The organism is Conexibacter sp. W3-3-2, from assembly GCF_009707605.1.
Classification (GTDB): Bacteria; Actinomycetota; Thermoleophilia; order Solirubrobacterales; family Solirubrobacteraceae; genus Paraconexibacter; species Paraconexibacter algicola.
The window spans coordinates 1088080-1109655 of record NZ_WLYW01000001.1 but is presented as its reverse complement, the minus strand read 5'-3'; the positions used below and the strand labels follow the sequence as shown (position 1 = coordinate 1109655).

Genomic DNA, 21576 nt, shown 5'->3' with positions numbered 1-21576 from the left:
CCATGCTCGGGCTCGCCCTCGGGGTCGACTACGCCCTGCTGATGGTCTCGCGGTTCCGGGAGTTCCTCGCCCAGGGCCAATCGGTGACCGATGCCGCCCTGGGGTCCGGCCAGTCCGCCGGACGGACCGTCGTGTTCGCCGGCCTGACACTCCTGGTCACGATGGTCACGGCCATGCTGCTCTCGCCGGGGAGCTTCCTGCTGTCCGCCGCGGTCGGGGTGTCCGCCGCCGGGATCATGGGGATGTTCGGCGCGCTGCTGGCCGTCCCGGCGATGCTCGCGCTCCTCGGGACGAACATCGACCGGCTGCGTATCGGCGGGCCGAGCCGCAGCGGCGGTGCCTGGGCGCGCTACGCCGACGCCGTCCAGCGTCGGCCGATCCCGGCGGCCACCGCCGGCCTCCTGATCCTGCTCGCCCTGGCTCCACCGGCCCTCGGGCTGGACACAGGCCCCCCCGACGTCAGGACGCTGCCGGCCGAGAACCGAGCGCGACTCGACACCGAGGCGACCGCGCGGGCGATCGGACCCGGCTGGATCGCACCGGCCCGCATCATCGCTGCGCCGAACGCGAGCGGCCGAGCCCCCTCTGCAGCGGCCGTCGCGGAACTGAGCGGTCGGCTGCGGACGGTCCCCGGGGTCCGCGCAGTGCTCGGTCCCGAACGCGGACGCGCAGGCGTCTTCGCGCTCACGGTGATTCCGAGCGGAGCAGCCAACTCCTCCCAGACCGACACGCTGATGCAGACGCTGCGCGCGCAGGCTCGCGCGGCGCCGCCCGCCGCCGGTCAGGTTCAGGTCGGCGGCGTCGCCGCGCAGCTGGACGACTACCGTCGCGTGCTGTCCGACCGCCTGCCGGTGCTGATCGCCGCGCTCAGCCTCGTGGCGCTGCTGGCGCTCATCGTCGTCCTGCGCGCCCTGGTGCTGCCGCTGATCAGCATCGTGCTCAACCTCATCACCGTGACCGCCTCGCTCGGTGTCCTCGCGCTCGTGAGCACCGGCGATGACCCGCTGCTCGGTGGAGCCGGGTTCGCCGACATCCTGGCCCTGTTCGGCATGTTCGCGATCGTCTTCGCCCTCTCCCTGGACTACCAGGTGTTCATTCTCGCCCGGATGCGCGAGGCTTTCGACCACACCGGACGCCTGGACCTCGCGATCACTGAATCCATCGACGCGACCGGACGGGTGATCACCGGTGCGGCCGCGATCATGGGCGGGGTGTTCCTCGCGTTCATGACGACCAAGCTCCAAACCGTGCGCCAGCCCGGGGCCGGGCTGGTCACTGCCGTGATCATCGACGCCACTCTCGTCCGGCTCGTCCTTCTGCCCGCGCTGATGCGGCTCTCCGGCAGCTGGTGCTTCTGGCTCCCCGGGTGGCTCGATCGACTCCTGCCGCGCCTCGCCCTGGAAGGACCGGCCCAGCCGGTGGCGCCGACCGATACCCCACAACCCGCGGCCGCCGTCGGCTCGTGAGCACCCCGGCGCACCTGACCGCCAAGGGCGACGCCCGGGCGCGTCTCATCATCGAGGCGACCCTGCGGTGTCTGGCCACCGACGGCTACGCGGGAGCCTCGATCCAGCGGATCGCCGACGAAGCCGGGATCCCCAAGCGGTCGGTCCTCTACTACTACGGCAGCCGCGACCAGCTCTTCTCCCACGTGGTATCGGCCATCGTCGCGCGGCTCGTCGACCGGATTCCGGCTGCGGTCGCCGGACTCGAAGCTGCTCCGGCCATCGTCGACGTCGCGTTCCACGCCATCTGGGATGTGCTCACGCGGGACCGCGGCCTCATGATCGCCTGGTTCGGGTTGCAGACCGAAGCCATCACCAACCCGGCGCTCCAGCCGGTGGTCGCTGCCGCCACCCAGCGCCTGCGTGGGCTCTTCGCCCAGCTGATCACCGAGCATCAGGCTCGCGGCGGCGCGCTGCGTATCCCCTCGGCAACCCTTCAGACCCTGCTGCTCGCAGGCATCCAGGGCCTGGCCCTGGAGTGGCTGGCACGCGGGACCACCCCGGACCTGGAGAACGCGATTGGCGAGTTCCAGGCATGGGTCGTGCATGTCGCCACCTGACGAAACCCGGCCGCGACGAGGCTGAGAGGCAAGATGAGTCGTCGAGGGCCCACCTCACCCTTGGCGTTGCATGGAGCGACCGTTCCGGTCACCGGACGGCCAGATTGGCAGCACGGAAGGCGACAGCGACCGATTACCGGAACGACTGTTACGGTAGTCGGACGTCCAGATCACCTGAGGAGACTTCCATGGCACCTTCAAGCCTTGCCGACGCCCTCGAGCCGCGTCTGCCGCTCGTTCCGACCCAGGAGGAGAAGCTCCTGCGTGAATCGGTACGCGCGATCTCGCTGAAGTACGGACCGGAGTACTTCGTTCGGCAGACCGCCGCGGACGAGCCCCCGACCGCCCTCTGGAACGAGCTCGCGGAGGCCGGCTTCCTTGGGGTGAACATCCCGGAGGAATGGGACGGAGGCGGGCTTGGGATGTACGAGCTCGCCGCGGTCGCGGAGGAAGTCGCGTACGCCGGCTGTCCGTTGCTGTTGATCGTCGTCTCACCCGCGATCGCCGGCTCGATCCTGACCCGCCACGGAACCGTCGCGCAGAAGGACCGTTGGCTGCGGGGCGTCGGCACCGGCCAGACAAAGATCGCGTTCGCGATCACCGAGCCCGACGCGGGCTCCAACTCGCACAGCATCTCGACCGTCGCGAAGAAGACGGACGAGGGCTACGTGCTGAATGGGCAGAAGTACTACATCTCCGGAATGGAAGACGCCGACCACGTCCTGGTCGTGGCAAAGACGAGCACCGACGAGACGACGGGCCGCGGGCGGCTGTCGCTCTTCATGGTCGACGTCGACACCCCTGGGCTGACCTTCCAGCACATCCCGACCGCGCTCCAAGCACCTGAGAAGCAGTGGACGCTCTACTTCGACGACGTCGAGGTCGCCGAAGACCAGATGATCGGCGCCGTGGATCAGGGGTTGAAGGTGGTCTTCGACGGACTGAACCCCGAGCGCATCGCGGCCGCCGTGATGTGCACCGGGATTGCCCGGTACGCACTGGACAAAGCGTCTGCGTACGCGAACGAGCGCGTGGTGTGGGGCGGGAAGAAGATCGGCACCCATCAGGGTCTCTCGCACCCGCTCGCCGAGGCCAAGATCGCCCTCGAGCAGGCGCGACTGATGACCCAGAAGGCCGCGGCGCTGTACGACGCCGGCGCTCCGGGTGCTGCGGAAGCGAGCAACATCGCGAAGTTCGCCGCGGCGGAGGCAGGTATCCGCTGCCTGGACCAGGCAATCCAGGTGCACGGCGGCAACGGCGTGGCGCTCGAGTACAACCTCTCGAACTACTGGTTCGTCGTCCGGCTCCTTCGCACCGCCCCTGTCTCGCGCGAGATGATCTTGAACTACGTCGCCGAGCACTCGCTCGGGCTCCCGCGCTCCTACTGACGGCTCCGTCGGAGAACGACGCCTGGTGACCACTGGCGCGATACCCCCGGTGACCGCGATCGTCACCCGGCGCTGCGTTGACGTTCTCGCGTTGCAGGTCAGACGGGTTCCGGGACCGTGAGGGGGGGTGGGCTCTGCGGGACCCGGGTCCTTGGCGGGGATGGCGGCCATGGCGCGCTCGGTCATGGCCGTGATGGTCAGCGACGGGTTGGCGCCGATGTTGGCGGGCACGGCGGAGCCGTCGCAGACGAGGAGGTTCTCGTAGCCGAACACGCGGTGGTCCGTGTCCACGACGCCGGACTGTGGCGAGGCCCCGACGACAGCGCCGCCGAGGATATGGGCGGTGGTCGGGATGGAGAGGGAGGCTTCGGTGGCCATCGCCTGCGCCGTGCCACCGATCCGGGCCTGGATCCACTCGGCACAACGGTAGGCGGCGGGGAGCTTGTCGGGGTTGGGGTTGTCGGGGTCCTGCTCAGTGGTCAGGACGACGTTCCCGTTTGGCCAGCGACGCTTGACGCGCAGACGCATCGAGTTGTCCAGCGACTGCATGACCAGGATGATCATCGTGCGGCGGGAGAAGTTCTTGATCCGCGCGGCCCGCACGGCCTGTAGCGGGTGCGTGGCCAGGTTGCGCAGCAGGTGCAGCGGCTGCGTCCCTCGCCGGCCTGCCTCGGTCATGAGCGTGAACAGCAGGGACTGCGAGTCACCTCCCTGACCGTAGGTGACGGGCTCGATGTGCGTGTCCGGGTCGGGGTAGATCGAGGAGGTGATCGCGACGCCCTGGGCGAAGTTGCGGGTGTCGTCAGGGGCGGTCACGGCGAGGATCGACTCGCTGTTGGTGCGGACCAGGTAGCCGAGGCGATCGGAGATCCGGGGAAGGGAGCCGCGGAGCTTGCAGGTCGCCAGCAGCTTGTTGGTACCCACCGCGCCGGCGCTGACGACGACGGCCTGGGCACGGAGCTGCCGGCGGTCGCGCCTGAGCCACGAGCCGGTCTTCTCGTGCGCCACGACGTAGCCGTCCGAGCCGTCCGCAGTTCCGATGGGCTTGATGTCAACGACGGTCCGTTCGGGGATGACGTCGACGCCGAGCTTTTCCGCGAACCACAGGTAGTTCTTGACGAGCGTGTTCTTCGCGCCGAAGCGGCAGCCCACCATGCACTGCCCGCAACGCATGCACCCGGTCCGATCGGGGCCCTCACCGCCGAAGAACGGGTCCGGGACGGTTTTGCCCGCTTCGCCGAGGTAGACCCCGACGCGGGTCTTCGCATAGGTGTCCCCGCGGCCAAGCGATTCGGCGTATTCCTTCAGGAGGCGGTCGGCGTCGGTCTCCTGGTCGTAGGTGACGACGCCGAGCATCCGCTCGGCCTCGTCGTAGTGCGGTGCCAGTTCCGCCTCCCAGTCGGCCAGTCCTGCGATCTGCGGGTCCTCGTAGAACCTTGGACGCGCGCGATAGAGCGTGTTGGCGTAGCCCAGTGAGCCGCCTCCGACGCCGCTCCCGGACGCGATGAGGATGTCCTTGAACAGGGTGAGGCGGAACACTCCGCGCATGCCGAGCTTCGGAAACCAGTAGTACCGCGAGGCCTTCCATGTGCTGTCGGCGAACTCGTCGTCGGCAAAGCGCCTGCCGCACTCGAGGATCGCGACCTTGTAGCCCTTCTGCGCGAGCCGCAGGGCACTGGTCGAGCCGCCGAAGCCCGAGCCGATGATCAGGTAGTCGTAGTCGTGCTGTGTCATTCGAAGGGCTCCAGGAGGGCTAGTGACGCCGTGTCTCCGTCCCCGCGCATCAGCGCAGTGCGTCGGGCAGGGTCGCGAGCGGGAAACCTGCGAACGGCTCGGCGCGGTCGGTCGGCACCGTCTGCCAGGTGTGCCGGTGGTTCGGCACGGCCCCGTCGACCCGCACGCACGACCCGGAGATGAACGCGGCCCCAGGAGACAGCAGGAACGTCACGGCGGCGGACACCTCCGCCTCCGTGCCGTACCGGCCGAGCGGGATCTCTGCCTTGAGGCGTCGGAGCTCGCTCTGCATGTCCTCGTCGTAGGTGTCGAAGCCGCTCGAGGCGATCCATCCGGGGGCAACGGCGTTGACGCGCACACCTGAGCTCGCCCACTCGCACGCGCACGTCTCGGTGAGGTTGAGCATTCCGGCCCGAGCCGCGCCGGAATGCGCCATCGTCGGCATGCCGCCCCACATGTCGGCGATGATGTTCACGATGCTGCCGGTGTGACCGGCCATCGACTGCGTGTAGATCTCACGCGATACGAGAAAGCCGCCCGTGAGGTTGTTACGCAGCACCGCGTCCCAGCCCTTGAGGGAGAGGTCCTCGACCCGGGACGGGTATTGGCCGCCTGCGTTGTTGACCAGGCCGCTGATCGGCCCGTGCTGCTCGACGATGGCGGAGACCGCCGCGATCACGGCGGGTTCGTCGCGGATGTCGAAGGGGTGGCAGGTCGCGGTGCCGCCCGCTGCCGCGATCTCCGCCTGCACGGCCTCGAGACGCTCCAGCCGGCGACCCGTGATGGCCACGGTGGCCCCGAGGCTCGCGAGCTCGTGGGCGATGCAGCGTCCGATTCCGCTGCCACCACCCGTCACGACGACGGTCCGGCCCGCGAAGAGGTTGGGCGCGAAGACGGAGCGGTACTCCTCGGTGGCGGTCATGCCCCGGGGGCCGGCTGCGTCGAGGGGAACACCGGCGGCCGCTTCTGCCTGATGGCCGTCACCCCTTCGACCACGTCGTCGTCGAAGAACGAGAGCATCTCCAGCGCGAGCGAGGCGTCGAAGATCGGGCTGGCCTGGCGCAGCCAGTTGTTCAGCGAGCGTTTGGTCCACCGCAGCGCCGCTTGGGGCCCACGGCCGAGGCCGTCGGCGACCCGAAGGGCCGTGTCCACGACCTCGTCGCGCGGGACGCAGCGGCTGACCAGGCCGATCCGCTCAGCCTCGCGACCATCGATGAACTCGGCCGTGAGCAGGTAGTACTTGGCCTTCGCCATCCCGCAGAGGAGCGGCCAGATGATCGCAGCGTGATCGCCGGCGCCGACGCCCAGCCGCAGGTGGCCGTCGGTGAGCTTGGCGTCCTCGGCGATGATGCTGATGTCCGCCATCAAGGCCACGGCGAGCCCGGCACCGACGGCGACCCCGTTGATCGCCGAGATCACCGGTTTCGGGCAGTCGACGATGTTGTAGACGAGGTCCGACGCCTCCTCGAAGATCCCGCGGATCGCCTTGAAGTCGCCGAGTTGCCCCTCGACCATCGCGAGGTCGCCACCCGCCGAGAACGCCTTCCCGGCACCGGTGATGACCGCCACCCGCGTCTCGTCGTCCTTCCCGACGTCCAACCACACGTTGGCGAGCTCCCAGTGGAGTCGCTCGTCGGTGGCGTTGTACACGTCCGGTCGGTTGATGGTGATCAGCAGCACCCCGTTCTCGCGACGCTCGAAGAGCAGATGCCGGTACTCCGAGTAATCCATGGACGGGAGTAGTACCAGACTCGGAACGATCGTTCCGAATGCGCGCACGGGTCAGGCGGGGCGTGCGGCGCGTTCCACCAGCGCCACCAGCAGCGCCGCCAGGTTCTCGGTCTCCAATGCCTCCCTGGGCCAGTGCGCGGCGGAGAGGAGGAGGCCGATCAGCGCATAGGTCGTCGAGGTGAGCTCGGCGTCCGATGCCGTTTCGTCGACGCGGCGAAGCGCGTCGCTCCACCGCATGGCGAACTGCCGCTGGCGGCGATGCACGCGACGGCGGTGCGCCCCGGTGAGGGAGCGGTCCTCGCGGGCGTAGATGCTGAGGAGCTCGCGATCTGCGAGTGCGAACTCGGCGTGGACCAGCGCGAGGTGTCGCAGGTCGGCGTCCGGGTCACCATCTGGTGCTCCGGACCTGGTCATGAGGCGGTCCAGCGCCTCGTCGAACAAGGTGGCGAGGATCTCCTCCTTGTTCTCGAAGACCCGATAGATCGCGGGTGTGGAGACGCCGGCGGCCTCGGCAATCGCGTCGACCCCGACGCCGTCGTAGCCGCGTTCGAAGAACAGCGCCTTGGCGGCGTCGAGGATGCTGCGTTCGCGCATGGCGCAACCGTAGTCGTCCCGAGGAACGGTCGTTCCTCGAAGTGTTTGCACCGATCGGTGCGTTTAGCTAACTTGACACCACGTCAACTAAGAACGACGCCTTGAAACGCTGCGGGTCGCGGACAGCGAGCTGTGGGAGAACGGTCGCCCGCATGAGGTCGTCGCGACCTGCGCAACGCGTGCCCTGTGCAGGTGCCGTCGGCGGTCGAGGAGGCGCTGCCCTTCGACGTCGCGCGCAACCCCGAGCATGACGATCGCCGCCGAGCCGACGTGGGTGGTCTCCCAGTTCTCCAGCCGGCTCAAGCACCTTCCTGTGAGGCTGAACGGATGAGCATGGGGCTCGCCGGAGACGCGCCGCCCGTCAGGATTTCGTGCCGCGGAGCCGCGCCATGAGGGTCTGCCGCCAGTAGGTCATCGTCATCGCCACCGTCTTTCGCACGCCGATCTGGCGGGTCACCTCGATGAGCGTCGCGATCTTCCCTTTGGGGGCCTGCTGGGTGTTCTGGTTCATGGGTCTCCTAGTGTGGTGCCCTGCGCGGGCGTGATGGTTGGACATGGGGGAGTCACCTCGCGCCTTCGACGAGCGAGGCCACGGGGGTGTCGGGGCCGGCGGGTTCGCTCCTCACCGGCGTCGGTCCGCCGCCGCGGACGAGCAGGAAGGCCAGGAGGGCGCCCGCGGCGGCGATCGCGCTCCCGGTGAGGAAGACGCGGTCCAAGGCCAGCCCGTAGGCGTCCTGGACGGCCGCGCTCACGAGTGGCGACGTGCCGGCGCTCAGTGCCCGGACCGTCTCGACATCGCCGAGCGCGTGGTCGAAGATCGCGCCGAGGCCGGCGACGCCCGAGGCGACACCGACCTGGCGGAAGGTCGAGTTCATGCCCGTCGCTGTGGCCGCGCGGTCGGCAGGTGCGACGGCGAGGGTCACCGCTGCCACGGTCGGGTTGGCCAGGCCGAACCCGAGGCCACAGAGGACCAGGCCAGGGAGGGCGATGGTCCAGGAGGAGCCGGGGTCCAGCGCCGTCATCTGCAGCAGGCCCGCTGATGTGGCGCCGAGCGCGACGGTGAGGACGAGACGCGGCGGGACGGCGCCCGAGACCCGGCCGGCTCCGGCGGCAGCGAGGAACGCCACGATGGTGACGGGCAGCAGCCGCAATCCCGCTTCCAGGCCGTCCATGCCTTCGACGCGCTGGAACCACAGCGTGAGGTACACGAACATCCCGAACAGCGATGCGGATGTCGCAAAGGCCGCGGCGGCGCTCCCCGCGAAGGACCGCTCGCGCAGGAGGTCCAGGTCGAACATCGGTTCGGCCTGACGCCGCTCGACGACGACGAACGCGAGGAGTGCGGCGGCGGCGAGGCCGAACAGAGCGGTCGTCGATGCTGCCTGCCACCCCCATTCGCCACCCTGGATCAGGGCCACGACGAGCGCGGCGATGCCGACCGTGAAGGTCACCTGCCCGGGCCAGTCGACCGGTCGCGGGGCCGGATCGCGCGTCTCCTGGACGTGGCGCCGCGCGACGAAGACGGCGAGCGCGACCACGGGGAGGTTCACGAAGAAGATCCAGCGCCAGTCGGCGATCTCGACGATCGCGCCACCGACGAGCGGACCGAGTGCCACGGCCGCGCCGAAGACCGCGCCGAACGCGCCCAGAGCTTTGGCGCGATCCGCGCCAGAGTAGCTGGCCCCCAGAATCGCCAGGCCCGTGGAGAAGAGCATCGCTCCCCCGACACCCTGGATCCCTCGTGCCACGATGAGGGAGGTCGGTGAGCCCGCGAGGCCACACAGCGCTGACGCGGCGCCGAAGACGAGCAGGCCGGCCACGAAGACCCGGCGGCGGCCGACCCGGTCGGCCAGCGCTCCGGTGTTCAGCAGCAGTGCCGCGAGCATGAGCGCGTAGATGTCGATGATGAGCTGCATCGACTGCAGGTCTCCGGACAGGTCCTGCGCGATGTCGGGGAGCGCGACGATCACGATCGTCACGTCGAGCATCAGCAGCATCTGCGCCAGGCAGACCGCCGCGAGCGGGCCCCAGCGCCATCGGTCTGCGTCGATCCCTCGGCTCGTCATCCGCGGCGATCCTACACCAACAGGTGCGTAAAAAGCCACCGTTCGGTACGCTCGCGGAATGAGCCATGACACGAACCTCTCGATCGACCTGAGCGATCTCACGCTCTGGGCCGACGGTCCCCCGCACGACCTCTTTCAGGCGATGCGCCGCGAGTCGCCGGTGCACTGGACCGAGATGTCCACCTACGAGAACGAGCCCGGGTTCTGGTCCCTGACCCGCCACGCGGACATCCGCGCGGCCAACATGGACTGGGAGACCTACAGCTCGTCGCTGGGCGGCATGATGCTGCCCGACGAGTCCGCTGTCCCGATGGATCTCCAGCGGGAGGTCATCATCTCCATGGACCCGCCGCGGCACACGCGGGTGAAGGGCCTGTTCCAGCGCGCGTTCACGCCGAAGGCGATCGACGCCCATGCGGCCGAGGTGCGTCGGATCGTGATCGAGGCGATCGACCGGGTGGCCGCGCAGGGCGGGGGCGACCTCGTGCGGGACGTCGGCGGACCGGTGACGTCCCGGGTCATCGGCTCCATGCTCGGGACGGCGCCGTCGATGGACGAGACGCTGGTGCAGTGGGCCAACGTCGGCCTCGCTTTCGAGGACCCGGAGTATCGCCCCAGCCTCGAGCGCCTCTACGAGCTCGTCCAGGAGGGAGGGGAGTACGTCCTGCCGCTGATCGCCGAGCGTCGCGCCGAGCCCCAGGACGATCTCCTCACCGCCCTCGCGCATGCGGAGGTCGACGGCGACCGCTTCAGCGACATGGAGATCTTCATGCAGTTCGGGATCCTCATCGCGGGTGGCACGGATTCGACGAAGTCCGTCTACACGAACGGCATGCACGCGCTGATGGCCGACCGCGCACAGCTGGACCTGCTGCGCCGCGACCCCTCGCGGATCCCGGGAGCCGTCGAGGAGATGCTGCGGTACTTCCCGGCCTTCGCCTACATGCGCCGCACCGCCTCGAGGGACCTGGTGCTCCACGGTCAGGAGATCCGCCAGGGCGACAAGGTCGCCCTGTGGTACGTCTCGGGGAACCGCGACGAGACGGTCTACCCCGACGCGGACGTGTTCGACGTGACGCGCGAGCCGGCCCATCAGGCCTTCGGCGCCGGCGGCCGGCACTTCTGCCTGGGCGCCGCGCTCGCCAGGCTCGAGCTTCGGATCATGCTCGAGGAGACACTCGCGCGAATCCCGGACCTCCAGCCGGCCGGGGAGCCGACCAGGACGCGCTCGACGTTCCTCAACCAGTTCAAGACCCTGCCGGTGACGCTGTGACTCGCGCCGCCGACGAGCTCCGAGGCGTCGTGGACGGACAGGGGCCGGAGTTCCCCCACCGCCGAGCCGGGCACTGCGGTTCGGGGGCGCTGCGCGATCTCCTCGAGTTCCACGGGCTGGACTACGGCGACGGACCGCTGAGCGAGGGAGCGGTCTTCGGCCTCGCCGGCGGTCTGGGGTGCTTCTACGTCGAGAACTCCGCGTTCACCCCGCCGTTCTATCTCGTCGGCCGTACGGCCGATCTCGAGCGGGACTTCGCGGCGAACCTCGGGATCGGGCTGGAGGTCCGGGAGACCGACGACGCATCTGAAGGCTGGGCGTGGGTCCGCGCCGAGCTCGACGAGGGCCGACCCACGATGGTCTGGGCCGACATCGCCGAACTCGAGTACCTGCGGGTCCGGATGAGCAACACGCGGCACGACATCGTCGTCGCCGGCCATGATCCCGACGCCGGCATCGCGTGGATCGCCGACAACGACCGCGAAGAGCTTCAGCAGTGCTCGATGGAGTCGCTGGCCGCGGCGCGGACGTCCAACGGCTTCCCGGGACCGAACCGCAACACGACCTTCCTCTACTCGTGGCCAGAGCGACTGGTGCAGCCGCGGGAAGCGGTGCACCGCGGGCTCGCACGCGCTGTGGCGAACATGGGGCAGGACGCTCCGAGCGTCGGCGGGCTGCGAGGCGGTCTCGGGCTTGCCGCGGTCGACGCCCTGGCTGACGGCTATCCGGCATGGCCGGAGACGTTCGACGAGGCCGACCTGGAGAAGGCGCTCGGCGGACTCTGGGTCTTCATCGTCAAGGCCGGGACCGGAGGCGCCATGTTCCGCTCCCTGCACGCTCGCTTCCTCCGCGACGCGGCCGCTTGGCTGAGCGACGACCGCCTGACGTCCCTCGCCGAGCACTACGACGAGCTCGCCGCGACCTGGGTCGCGTTGGCAGATGCCGCCAAGCGCGGGGATCACGCTGCCGGCGTCGCTCTCGTGGGTGTGGTGCGGTCGATGGAGCATCGCGGTGTCGAGCTCATGGAGGGGATGCTGTGAAGCCCCGGAGTGACGGGGTGATCCCCCCGCACCAGCCGAACTGCTTCGGCTGCGGTCCCGAGAACGCCGCCGGCCTGGCCATGGCGATGCTCGTCCGTGGCGACCGCGTGCTCGGCGAGGTCACCCTCGACCACCGTCACGAGGGGGCGCCTGGAGTCGCCCATGGTGGAGTGGTCGCGGCGGCGCTCGACGATCTGTTCGGCGGCGTTCTCGTGCTGCTCGAGCAGCCCGCGGTCACCGCGAACCTGTCGGTCGACTACCGCGCACCGGTCAAGCTCGGCGCCCCGCTGCAGCTGCTGGGATGGAGCGAGGGTCGCACCGGTCGCAAGCTGCAGCTTCGAGGGGAGATGCGTCAGGCGGGCGCGCTCGTGGCCCAGGCGACCGCGCTCTTCCTGGCGGTCGACCTCGAGCATTTCCTCCAGTCCGGTGCACCGATCCCGCCGGAGTGGCACTCGTGGCTCTCGTCCAGTGCCACAGGGTGACCGGGCCGTGCCGATCTCCCAAGCCCTGACGCGCAAGGGCAACCTGCGCGTCCGGGAGATCCTCGACGCGACCGTCCGGTGTCTTGCGCGCGACGGGTACGCCGCGACGTCGATCCAGCGCGTGGCCGACGAGGCCGGCCTCCACAAGCGGGTCGTCTTGTACTACTGCGGCTCTCGGGAGGGCCTCTTCGACGCCGTCGTGCGAGATCTCGGGGACCGGCTGTTCGACCCGCTGGGTCGCGCGCTGGCCGAGCTCGAGGACCCGAAGGACATCGTCGAGCGGGGCTACGACACGATCTGGGCCGCGATAACGACCGATCGTGCGCTGCTGGTCGCCTGGTTCGGCCTGCGTGCCGAAGCGATCACCAATCCGATGCTCGCGTCGACGGCCAACTACATCAGCGATCGCTTCCGGGCGCTGATCAGCGGCCTCATCGATCGGATGGTGCTGCTCGGCCGGGTCCTGGTCATCGAGCGACCCTCGCTCGAGGTCATGATCCTGGCCTGCTCGCAAGGCCTCATCCTGGACTACCTCGAGCGTGGCGAGACCGCCGGCCTGCACGAGGCCGTCACCGAGTTCCAGGGCTGGCTCGCCGCGGTCAGTCTGGCGCCACGGTAGAAGGGGAGTTACTCGGGGGCGCGCGCGAGCTTGGGGAAGCGCGTCGGCTCGCCGCCCTCGATCGAGAACGGCTGCTGCTGCAGGCAGGTGGGCGGCGTGCCCAGTGCGAGGATCTGCTGGGTGTTGGACGTGTGCGAGCAGTCGAACGCCTCGTACCCGCCATTCGGGCCGATCTTCGCCTGCGCGCCAGGCGCCGGGTAGGGATTGCTGCGGTTGGTGGGCGAGCGCTCGGAGAAGAACCCGAGCGTCTCGTTCCAGACGGGCAGCAGCAGGCGCAGGTAGTTGACCTGTCGGCCGCTCGCGCTCGGTGCGGTGGGCTGCGTGGCGGCGGCGACCTTGGCCCAGGACTGCGTGAAGTCGTTGCGGTAGGCGTTGAGGAAGCCGGCGACGGGCTCGAGGTCGCGCGAGAACGGTGCGAGGCGGTCGAGCAGCGGACCGGTGGCGTTGAGCAGCGCGGTCGTCGCCGGGAGGCCGCTCCGTGCCGCGGTCAGCACGGGGTCGAGGTCCTTCGACAGACCCCGCAGGTCGTCGCCGAGCGCTGCGCCACCGTCGAGCGTGGGCTTCAGGTCGCGGGCCACGGGGCGCAGCTCGCGGACGGCGGGCAGCAGGTCGCGCGTGAGCGCACGGGTGGACGTCGCCGCCGTCCCGAGGGACTGCAGGAAGCCGGGCAGCGCCCGCACGGTCGCGCGCAGGTCGTCGCGGCGCGCGGCGGTCGTGCGGAGGAGCTCGTCGCCCGCGGTGATCAGCTCACGCGTGGCGACGTCGCGCCGCCCGACCGTGCGGAAGACCGTGCCCGCATCACGGATCAGGCCCTGGACCGCACGCGACTGCGCATCGAACGTGGCGAGCACGTCACCGCCGTCCTGCAGCAGCGGGCCGAGGTTGCCGACCGCGTCGTTGACGTCCTGCGCGCGGCCGTCGACCGCGCCGGCCCAGCCCTGCATCCACTTCTGGAGGTTCTCGCGCGACGGCTCGTCGAACGCCTGGAGCACCTCGTCCAGCTCGACGGTGGCGGCGACCTGCCCGCGCGGGAGCGTGCCGCCCTCGGGGACCTCGGGCGCGGTCCTCGTGCCGGGGGTCATCTCCACGTAGGTCTCGCCGAGCAGTGTCTTCTGCCGCAGGATCGCCCGGGCGTCGGAGCGCAGTGGCGCGTATCGCGGGTCGATCTGCAATGTCGCTCGGGTGCGGTCGCCGTCGCGCTGCTGGTCGACGACCTTGCCGATCGGGACGCCGGACACGCGCACATCGGCCTGCTCGGCAAGCTGGGTCGCCTCGGGGAAGAGGACGTCCGCGCGGTAGCCCTTGGCCTTCAGCGGCGTGGAGCCGCCGAAGCTGACCCAGAGGAACAGCAGCAGCCCGAAGCACGTCAGGGCGAAGACGATCATGACTGCGAGACGCGACCGCGTGAGCTCGGAGGGATTCACTTCGGGCACACCCCGAGATCGGCGAGCGGCTGCAGCAGCGGCACCAGGAGGCCGGCCTGGTTGACGGTCGAGCACGACGCGATGACCTGGCCCCGCCACACCGAGCCGTTGGCGTCCTGGGTGGAGAGCATCGAGTTGACGTTGTGACCGAACCAGGAGAGCCAGAAGAGGTAGCCCTCCTCCTTGCCCGGCGGGTTGTACGCGAGGGTGTTCGCGATCCGGCCCGCCACGACCATGCTGCGGTCGAGATCCGCGGTGAGCGGCGTCAGCTGGGTGATGGCGGCGCTCGTCTGGCGGGCGGTTCCCCGCGCTTCGCGCGAGAGGCCGCGAAGCTGGCGGACCGCGGGGACGCCGGTCCGCGAGAGGGACGACAGGTCGCGCAGCGCGGGCTCCAGGCGACGCGCCGTCGGCTCCAGGCGCGTGAGCGCGGGCTTGAGCTCTCGCGCCAGGGGGCGCGCGGCGGCCAGCGCGCCGTCGACCTCTTGCAGCGTGCCCGGAAGATCGGCGAGGCCACGGCGCAACGCGTCGTCCTCCGCCGCCAGCGCGCCGAAGGTCGCGTTGCCCTGCGACACCAGCGCCTGCAGATCGTCGGACTGTCCGGCGACGCGGCCCGAGAGGGACGCCAGTGACGAGACGAGCCGCTTGAGCTCCTTGCGCCGACCCGACAGCGCCGTGGTCAGCTCCTTCGTTCGCGCAAGCGTCGGCTGGCTCGTCTTGAGGATCTCCCGGAGGTTCAGCGCCCGGTCACCCGAGACGCCGTCGCCGACGCCCTGCACGAGGGCCTGGACGTAGCCGCGCGTGTCGCCGTCCAGACCGGCGAGGACCTCGTCGACATTCACGGTCGGGGTCGCGCGGGAGACCGGGAGGACGTCGTCGGCACCGAGCTTCGGTGCGTTGTCGGTCCCCGGGTCCATGTCGATCGTCATGTCCTGCAGGCCGGTTCGGGGGCGCACCAGCACCTTCGCGTCGGCGTGCACGGCGTCGAGCTTGTCGCGCTCGATGTTCATCCGGACGACGGCGCGGCCGTTCACCAGGTCGACGGCGCCGATCTCGCCGACGTTGACGCCCGCGACCGTGACGGTCTGGCCCTGTCCGGGCGTGATCGCCTGAGCCGTCGGCAGCTCGACCTTGACGCTGTAGATGTCCTCCCACGGCAGCTTCAGCCGCTGGTTGATCAGGATGTACCCGCCGACGACCGTGGCGATGATCAGCAGGCCGATGATCGCCAGGAGCGTCGTGAAATGCCTGCGCAGCTGCCTGGTGAGGTTCATCGTCCGCCCGCCTTCCGGTCCGCGGCGCGCTCGGACTTCAGCGCGCGGCCGAGCTTCTTGTCCGCCGTCAGCGACTTCAGGCGCTTGACCGCGTCACCGACGGACGCACCGAGCGTGCCGGGGGTGGCGGCATTCACCGCGCGCTGCCGGGCGGGCGCAGGTGCCGCGTCTGCGCGGAGGTCGGGGAGATCCTGTGCCGTGCAGTCGGCGCCGGGCGCGAACGGCGGCACCACGTTGGGCGTGTACCGCGGGCGCGCGCCGAGCAGCGGCTCGGGCGTGAGCGAGACGAGGTCGCCGACGCCTGGAAGGGCCGTGCTGACGAGGTTCTCGCCGGCGCCCGCGAAGTACCGGATCGCCGTGCCGTTGGCGTCGAAGTTGCTGCCGGCGGACGCGAGGCCGGGCCCGATCAGCGCGATCTCCTGCCACACCGGCCGGCCCGTCGACAGCGCGCCGTCGTCCAGCGTCTTGGTGAGCGTCGGGACGACGTTCCGCGAGACGCACCGTGCGATCGGCGTGACCTTCCCCAGCAGTGCGTCGAGCGATGGCTGCAGCGTGCGCAACCCGCTGACCGCCGGCCGCAGGTCGCGCACGAGCGCGGGCAGCTCGGGGGACGACAGCAGCGCGCTCGTGGTGCGCACGAACGGCAGCGCGTCGTCGATCGCGCCGGGCGCCACACGCAGCGCCGGCCGCAGCGCGGTCGCGAAGCGCCTCAGGGGCGGCAGCGCGCCCCGCAGGTCCGCCAGAGCGGGACGCGCGGTCGTCAGCGTGCTGTCGAGGGCGCGCAGTGACGCGCCGAGGTCCTCGCGTGCGGACGCGAGCGTGGTGACGGTCGTCGCGAAGTTCGTCACGAGGTCCGCGAGCTCGCCGTCACGCGCGGCCAGCGCGCTGGACACCTTCGCCTGCGCCTGGACGAACCTGGTCAGGTCGCCGGGCTGCGTGCCGCGCGCGGCTTCGCTGACGATCGCGGTGCCCTTGAACGCCCCGGCCCAGTCCTTGAAGCCCCGGTTGACCGCTTCGGCGCCGCCCTCGTCGAACGCGGTCGCGAGGTTCTCGACCGTCGCCTGCACGTCGGCCCGCGAATCGCTGCGCAGCGCGCTGAGCACCTCGTCGAACTGGACGGCGTTGGACGTCTGACCGACCGGGATGGTGCCGCCGTCGGGCACCTCGCCACCGGCGGGCGTCCCAGGACGGACGTCGACGAAGAAGTTGCCCTCGAGGAACAGCCGCGGACGGATCTTCATCGTCGCGTCGCGGTGGATCGGTCGGCCCTTGCTGGCGAAGCGCAGCCGCGCGACCGCCGTGCCGCCCTTGCCGCGTTCGACGTCGATGACCTTCCCGACCTCCACCCCCGCGATCCGCACCGGCGAGCCCGACTTGATCTCGGTCCCTGCGGTCGGGAACACCGCGTTGATCTCGTACTGCGGCTTGAACGGGACGCGGAACTTCGTGAACCCGAGGAAGGTGAACACCGCCACGAACACGAGCGCGAGCGCTCCGGCCCTGAACGGGCTCATGCCCGGCTTGACGCCGCGTCTCATCGTCCCGCCCCCTCGACGAACACCGGCGGCGACGTCTGCTCCGTCGCACCTGGCTGCACGCCCGGGGCCGGCCCGATCTGCTGCCCGGGCAGGAACGTGTCGTTCCCCGGCTCGCACTCCCCACCGGCGCCGGTGTCGGCCACCGGCATGGCGTGCAGCGACGAGGACGCGCGCGCGCCCTGCAGCATCTCCTCGCCCTGGACGATCGGGATGAAGCGGAACCAGGTGCCCATCGCGTCGCCCTCGGAGATGACTCCGGGAACGTTGCGGCCCCACAAGCCGAGGTAGTTGCAGCGCGTCTGGAACGGCACGATGACCTCGAGGGCGCTGCCCAGCGACCGGACGGTCGTCGTGAGATGACGTAGAGCGATCGGCAGCGATGCACGACGGGTCAGCGCGTCGAGTCGCGTCAGGGTGCGGCCCAGGTCGGTGCCCAGGCGCGGCGTGCGGCGGAGGATGGGCGTCGTCGCGTTCAGGCCCGCGGTGAGCCTGTCGGAGGAGCGCCCGAGCACGTCGATCGCGGGGCGCGCGTCGCGCAGCAGCCCGGCGGTCTCGGCGAACAGCGGCCGTGCGTCGCGGAAGGCCGCGCCGGCGTTGCGCAGGGTTGCAGGGGCCATGACGAGGGTCCGGTCGATCGCCGCGTCCTCCGCGCCGAGCGCCTCGAACGTCCGGGCGCCCGCCTCGAGAAGCGAGCCCAGCTGGGGCGTGACCGGCTCGAGCGCGGCTGCCGTGGCGCGTGCGCCCTCGAGAAAGCCGCGGAGGTCGGTGCCGTCGGCCCGGAGGTTCGCGGCCACCGCGCGAAGGTCGCCGGCCACGTCGGGCAGCGCGCCGATCGCGTCGTTCAGATCGGCGCCACGCCCCGCGAGCCCGCCACCAAGCTCGCGCACCACGGTCTGCACGCCACGCCGCGTCGGCTCGTCGAACGCGGAGATCGCGTCGTCGAAGGCGACGACGCCGGTCGCCTGCTTCAACGGGATCTCGCCCCCGGGCTCGAGGCCGCGGTCGCTGCGACCGGGGACGAGCTCGAGGTACTTCAATCCGAGGTTCGACCGTTGGCGCACGGTGGCGCGGGTGTCCGCGGCCAGCGGGCTGGACGCGCGCTCCAGCGCGACGCTCAGCCGGGCCGCCGGAGGACCGTCACCGGTGCCGGGCACCGCTTCGATCTCCTTCACGACGCCGACGCGTGAGCCGCCGATCCGCACCTCGTTGCCCGGCACGAGCTCGGCCGCGTCCGGCACGACGACATCGAGGTCGTACGTCGGGACGAACGGCAGGCCGCTGTTCGCGTTGTACGAGAGGAACACCGCGACGACGACGATCAACGTCGTGACCGCGCCGATCAGCACCGGGTTCGCGGCGAGAGAGGTGCTCTTGCGACGATCCACCGCTCAGTCCCCCAGAAGGAAGTCGAGGAGGCTCTGCTGCGTCGCGCCGGGCGCGGGCTCCTTCTTGCCGCCGGCGCCACCGAGCGGGCCGAGCAGGCCGTCCAGCGTGTCCTGCAGCGCCTGCGGCAGGTTCCCTACGACCTCGGGCAGCGTCGGGACCTTCGGCTTCGCGGCGGGCGCGCCCGGAGTCGCGGCCGGCGCCGGCGTCGGCGTGACGACCGGCGGCAGGCCGTCGCGGATCGGCGGGGCAGGGGTGGACGCTCGCGCGGGGCGCGGGTTGGCCGGGCGGCCCGACTGGCCGGCGCTGGCGTCGAAGTGCGCGTCGCACGCCGCGGTCGTCGTCGTCGCGTAGAGGTTGCAGGTGTCGGTGACCAGCGGAAACGCCGGCAGGATGTGCGACACGCTGTCGAACCGCGCGGTCGCTGCTGTCGCGTAGTAGACGAACCGCAGCACGCCTTCGATGGCGCCCTGCTCGCGCGAGCTCTCCAGGAACGCGGCCAGCTGCGTGCCGGCGGGCCGCGCGGCTTCCGCGAAGCGCCGCAGGCGGCGCACCTGTGGCGCGGCCGGCTTGACCGCCTTGCGCCCGGCGGCCGACGCGCGGCCGAGCTCGCGCAGCGCGGGTCGGGCGGCCGCGGCGAACGGGCTGAGCGCGGTGACGAGCCGGGTCGCCGAAGGCGCGGCGTCGGACAGCTCGGCGACGACCGGGGTGCCGTCCTCCCCGAGCCTGCGCAGCTCGCGGAGCGCCGGACGCGCCTGCGCGAGGAAGCCCGGCAGCTCGCGCACCGTGGCTTGCAGCTCCGCCCGGCGGCGCGCGGTCGGCGCGGTCGCGCGCGCAGCGCCGCTGACGAAGTCGGCGACATCCTCCCGGCGATCGGCGAGCTCGCCCACGACGGTGTCGGCTTCGCTGATCAGCGAGCGGATGGTCTGCCGCTCGCCGTTGACGAGCGTCAGGAGCTTCTCGGTCTCCTTGAAGGCCGGGTCGGCCTGGCGGATCGCCGCGTCGAGGTCGCCGCCCCGGCCGGCGAGTCCGCCGCCCAGCGCACTCAGCAGCAGGGCCGCGCGGGTCGTCGTCGGCTGACGGAACGTCGCCAGCACGAGGTCGAGGTCGATCGGCGAGCGCGTGCCCGACAGCGGCACGGTCGGGACGTCGGAGTCGGTGGGCGTCGGCAGCGTGCCGGCGGCCGGGGTGCCCGGGTTGCACTGCACGAACTTCTCGCCGATGAGCGACTGCGGCTGGATCGTGCAGTCGGCGTCGGCGCGAAACGGTGCGAACTCCGGGTCGACCTTCATGCTGATCCGCGCCTTGCGGTCCTTGGTCAGCGTGACGTCCTCGACGCTGCCCACCTTCGCGCCGGCGATCTTCACGTCCTGCCCGGAGATCAGGAACCCGGCGTTGAGGAAGATCGCGTCGACGCGGTAGCCGCCGGCGTCCTCCTCGCCGCCCGACGCGGCCGACAGCAGCAGGCCGAGGCCGACGGCCAGGATCGCGGTGGATGCCGCGCGCAGCCAGAGCTTCACGGCGCGTCCTGGGGGCGGCAGGGGAAGCCGTCGGTCGGCGTGTTGTTCGGCGACGACGTGACCTGCCGGTAGGCGCCGCCGGCACAGCGGGCGTTGTTCCCGCCTTCGAACGGCAGGTTCAGGCCCTTGGTGAGGCCGGAGAGCGCACCGGTCACGGAGAGCTGCGAGGCGACCGGCGTGATCCGCGCGTACTGCCCGTTGGCGTCGTAGGAGTTGACCTGCGTCCCGCCGAAGCCGGTCACCACGCCGTGGAAGACGTCCGCGAGGTAGGGGCGGACGCCCTGGATGATCGGGTCGGCGTCGGCGAGCGCGGTCCGCGTCGCGGAGAACGCCGGGAGCGCGGTGTCGCGCAGGCCCGGCATACGCCGCAGGACCACGCCCAGGTCGGGCAGCAGCGCGCGTACCGTGTTGAGCGCCGGACCGGAGCGCTGCAGCAGCGGCTGCAGGTCACGGACCAGCGTGGCGGCCTTCGGGGCGACGGGGCGCAGCTCGCGCGCGGCCGGGCGCAGGGCGGTGAAGGTGCGGTCGAGCTCGCGCAGCGTCCCGCTGGCATCGCCCAGTGTCGCGGGCGCACGTCGCAGGATGCTCTCGATGACCCCGCGGTCGTCGGCGAGCTCGCGGGCGGTGGCCGCCGCACCCTCAAGGCCGCGGTCGAGATCGACGTCCCGCGAGGCGACGGCGGAGACGACCGCGGCGGACTGCACGAGGAAGCCACGCAACGCCGTGTCGTCGCGCCCGAGGTCGCGCGAGAGGAGGTCGAGCTGCGAGAGCGCCGGGTTCAGCGCGATCAGCCCGCGGTTGGCGTCGGCGGACGCGCCCTGGTAGACCGCGCGCTGATTGCGCAGGAGGTCTTGGGCGGCGATCCGCGTCTGCGAGTCGAGCGTCGAGAGGAGGCTGTCGATCTCGACGACCGAGGCGGTCCGGCTCGTCGCCAGCGTTCCACCGTCAGCGATCTCGTCGCCGCTGTTGGGGCCCGGGTGCAGCTGGATGAAGCGATTGGCCACGCTCGACAGCGAGGCGACGCGGATCTCGGCCCGGGTGCCCTCGTGCAGCGGCCAGAGGTCGTCGTCGGTGATGGTGACCTTGACCTCGGCGGCGTTGTCATCGGCGAGCGCGATGTCGTCGACGATGCCGACGGCCACTCCGCCGACCTTGACCTCGTTGCCCTTGACGAGCTGCGAGGCGTTGTCGAAACGCAGGGTCAGGCGGCGGTCATCGCCACCGAGCAGCACGATCGTCAACGTCGCCGCCAGGCCCACGAGCGCTGCAGCGGCGACGATCCTGGCGGGACGTCGGGGCGGGTCAGGGTCGGTTCGCAGCACGTCCGCAGAAACGTACCATGCGGTGGTTTACATTGATCTGGCGACCGTCGCGGCCATGCGGTCCGTGCGGTTGAGCGATGTTTCACCGATCACGTGATCGACGTGCTACGGTCGTTCACCGTTCGC

At 70.8% G+C, this 21576-nt stretch carries 18 protein-coding genes and 1 pseudogene; 7 read left to right on the top strand and 12 right to left on the bottom strand.

The window, feature by feature from the left end:
- Positions 1-2: 2 nt before the first annotated feature.
- From GKE82_RS29760 to GKE82_RS05485, 3 genes are all read left to right on the top strand, one after another.
- Positions 3-1466 carry an MMPL family transporter gene (locus GKE82_RS29760; RefSeq protein WP_154732610.1) on the top strand — a complete coding sequence of 488 codons (1464 nt, stop codon included), beginning with the start codon at positions 3-5 and terminating at the stop codon, positions 1464-1466.
- The gene (locus tag GKE82_RS05490; RefSeq protein WP_154732609.1) at positions 1463-2065 is read left to right on the top strand and encodes a TetR/AcrR family transcriptional regulator; all 603 of its coding nucleotides are present in this window, start codon (positions 1463-1465) and stop codon (positions 2063-2065) included. Before GKE82_RS29760 ends, GKE82_RS05490 begins: the two co-directional genes overlap by 4 nt.
- Positions 2066-2292: 227 nt before the next feature.
- On the top strand, positions 2293-3453 hold the full coding sequence (locus tag GKE82_RS05485; protein ID WP_196189400.1) for an acyl-CoA dehydrogenase: 1161 nt from the start codon (positions 2293-2295) through the stop codon (positions 3451-3453).
- Positions 3454-3648: 195 nt separating this feature from the next.
- Here GKE82_RS05485 and GKE82_RS05480 read toward each other — a convergent pair.
- The 6 genes and pseudogenes from GKE82_RS05480 to GKE82_RS05455 all read right to left on the bottom strand — a co-directional run.
- Positions 3649-5187 (bottom strand): annotated as a pseudogene (locus tag GKE82_RS05480) (FAD-dependent oxidoreductase); the annotation flags it as partial.
- Positions 5188-5236: 49 nt separating this feature from the next.
- Entirely contained in the window at positions 5237-6109 is an 873-nt protein-coding gene (locus tag GKE82_RS05475; protein WP_154732608.1) for an SDR family oxidoreductase, read from the bottom strand.
- Positions 6106-6918 carry an enoyl-CoA hydratase/isomerase family protein gene (locus tag GKE82_RS05470; protein ID WP_154732607.1) on the bottom strand — a complete coding sequence of 271 codons (813 nt, stop codon included), beginning with the start codon at positions 6916-6918 and terminating at the stop codon, positions 6106-6108. Before GKE82_RS05470 ends, GKE82_RS05475 begins: the two co-directional genes overlap by 4 nt.
- 51 nt (positions 6919-6969) lie before the next feature.
- Positions 6970-7512 (bottom strand): TetR/AcrR family transcriptional regulator, encoded by a 543-nt coding sequence (locus tag GKE82_RS05465; RefSeq protein ID WP_154732606.1) that lies wholly within the window; start codon positions 7510-7512, stop codon positions 6970-6972.
- 361 nt (positions 7513-7873) lie between these two features.
- Positions 7874-8023, bottom strand: coding sequence for a hypothetical protein (locus GKE82_RS05460; RefSeq protein WP_154732605.1), 150 nt, complete (start codon positions 8021-8023; stop codon positions 7874-7876).
- A gap of 52 nt (positions 8024-8075) precedes the next feature.
- On the bottom strand, positions 8076-9680 hold the full coding sequence (locus GKE82_RS05455) for an MFS transporter (RefSeq protein ID WP_196189068.1): 1605 nt from the start codon (positions 9678-9680) through the stop codon (positions 8076-8078).
- Here GKE82_RS05455 and GKE82_RS05450 point away from each other — a divergent pair.
- The 4 genes from GKE82_RS05450 to GKE82_RS05435 are packed head-to-tail and all read left to right on the top strand — an operon-like array spanning position 9637 to position 12992.
- Positions 9637-10851, top strand: coding sequence for a cytochrome P450 (locus tag GKE82_RS05450; protein ID WP_154732603.1), 1215 nt, complete (start codon positions 9637-9639; stop codon positions 10849-10851). The two genes, GKE82_RS05455 and GKE82_RS05450, sit on opposite strands and share 44 nt — an antisense overlap.
- A complete protein-coding gene (locus GKE82_RS30570; protein WP_154732602.1) occupies positions 10848-11891 on the top strand; it encodes a BtrH N-terminal domain-containing protein in 1044 nt (347 codons plus the stop codon). The genes GKE82_RS05450 and GKE82_RS30570 overlap by 4 nt, the downstream gene beginning before the upstream one ends.
- A gap of 17 nt (positions 11892-11908) precedes the next feature.
- Complete coding sequence (locus tag GKE82_RS05440; RefSeq protein WP_309233432.1) at positions 11909-12373, top strand: PaaI family thioesterase; 465 nt, start codon at positions 11909-11911, stop codon at positions 12371-12373.
- A 7-nt stretch (positions 12374-12380) separates the two neighbouring features.
- Entirely contained in the window at positions 12381-12992 is a 612-nt protein-coding gene (locus tag GKE82_RS05435; RefSeq protein ID WP_154732601.1) for a TetR/AcrR family transcriptional regulator, read from the top strand.
- Between the two features lie 8 nt (positions 12993-13000).
- On the opposite strand, the gene GKE82_RS05430 is transcribed toward GKE82_RS05435, so the two are convergent.
- The 6 genes from GKE82_RS05430 to GKE82_RS05405 are packed head-to-tail and all read right to left on the bottom strand — an operon-like array spanning position 13001 to position 21450.
- Positions 13001-14377 (bottom strand): MlaD family protein, encoded by a 1377-nt coding sequence (locus GKE82_RS05430; protein WP_154732600.1) that lies wholly within the window; start codon positions 14375-14377, stop codon positions 13001-13003.
- A 35-nt stretch (positions 14378-14412) separates the two neighbouring features.
- Complete coding sequence (locus tag GKE82_RS05425; RefSeq protein WP_154732599.1) at positions 14413-15687, bottom strand: MlaD family protein; 1275 nt, start codon at positions 15685-15687, stop codon at positions 14413-14415.
- Positions 15684-17225 (bottom strand): MlaD family protein, encoded by a 1542-nt coding sequence (locus GKE82_RS05420; protein ID WP_154732598.1) that lies wholly within the window; start codon positions 17223-17225, stop codon positions 15684-15686. Before GKE82_RS05420 ends, GKE82_RS05425 begins: the two co-directional genes overlap by 4 nt.
- Positions 17222-18610 carry an MlaD family protein gene (locus tag GKE82_RS05415; protein WP_154732597.1) on the bottom strand — a complete coding sequence of 463 codons (1389 nt, stop codon included), beginning with the start codon at positions 18608-18610 and terminating at the stop codon, positions 17222-17224. The genes GKE82_RS05420 and GKE82_RS05415 overlap by 4 nt, the downstream gene beginning before the upstream one ends.
- Positions 18611-18613: 3 nt before the next feature.
- Complete coding sequence (locus GKE82_RS05410; protein WP_154732596.1) at positions 18614-20128, bottom strand: MlaD family protein; 1515 nt, start codon at positions 20126-20128, stop codon at positions 18614-18616.
- Positions 20125-21450 (bottom strand): MlaD family protein, encoded by a 1326-nt coding sequence (locus GKE82_RS05405; protein ID WP_154732595.1) that lies wholly within the window; start codon positions 21448-21450, stop codon positions 20125-20127. Before GKE82_RS05405 ends, GKE82_RS05410 begins: the two co-directional genes overlap by 4 nt.
- Positions 21451-21576 lie beyond the last annotated feature (126 nt).

What these genes read in the sequence shown, in the direction of transcription:
- GKE82_RS29760 (WP_154732610.1), top strand. Translation starts at nt 3, where the DNA reads ATGCTCGGGCTCGCCCTCGGGGTCGACTACGCCCTGCTGATGGTCTCG.
- GKE82_RS05475 (WP_154732608.1), bottom strand. Translation starts at nt 6,109, where the DNA reads ATGACCGCCACCGAGGAGTACCGCTCCGTCTTCGCGCCCAACCTCTTC.
- GKE82_RS05470 (WP_154732607.1), bottom strand. Translation starts at nt 6,918, where the DNA reads ATGGATTACTCGGAGTACCGGCATCTGCTCTTCGAGCGTCGCGAGAAC.
- GKE82_RS05465 (WP_154732606.1), bottom strand. Translation starts at nt 7,512, where the DNA reads ATGCGCGAACGCAGCATCCTCGACGCCGCCAAGGCGCTGTTCTTCGAA.
- GKE82_RS05460 (WP_154732605.1), bottom strand. Translation starts at nt 8,023, where the DNA reads ATGAACCAGAACACCCAGCAGGCCCCCAAAGGGAAGATCGCGACGCTC.
- GKE82_RS05450 (WP_154732603.1), top strand. Translation starts at nt 9,637, where the DNA reads ATGAGCCATGACACGAACCTCTCGATCGACCTGAGCGATCTCACGCTC.
- GKE82_RS05430 (WP_154732600.1), bottom strand. Translation starts at nt 14,377, where the DNA reads ATGATCGTCTTCGCCCTGACGTGCTTCGGGCTGCTGCTGTTCCTCTGG.
- GKE82_RS05425 (WP_154732599.1), bottom strand. Translation starts at nt 15,687, where the DNA reads ATGAACCTCACCAGGCAGCTGCGCAGGCATTTCACGACGCTCCTGGCG.
- GKE82_RS05420 (WP_154732598.1), bottom strand. Translation starts at nt 17,225, where the DNA reads ATGAGACGCGGCGTCAAGCCGGGCATGAGCCCGTTCAGGGCCGGAGCG.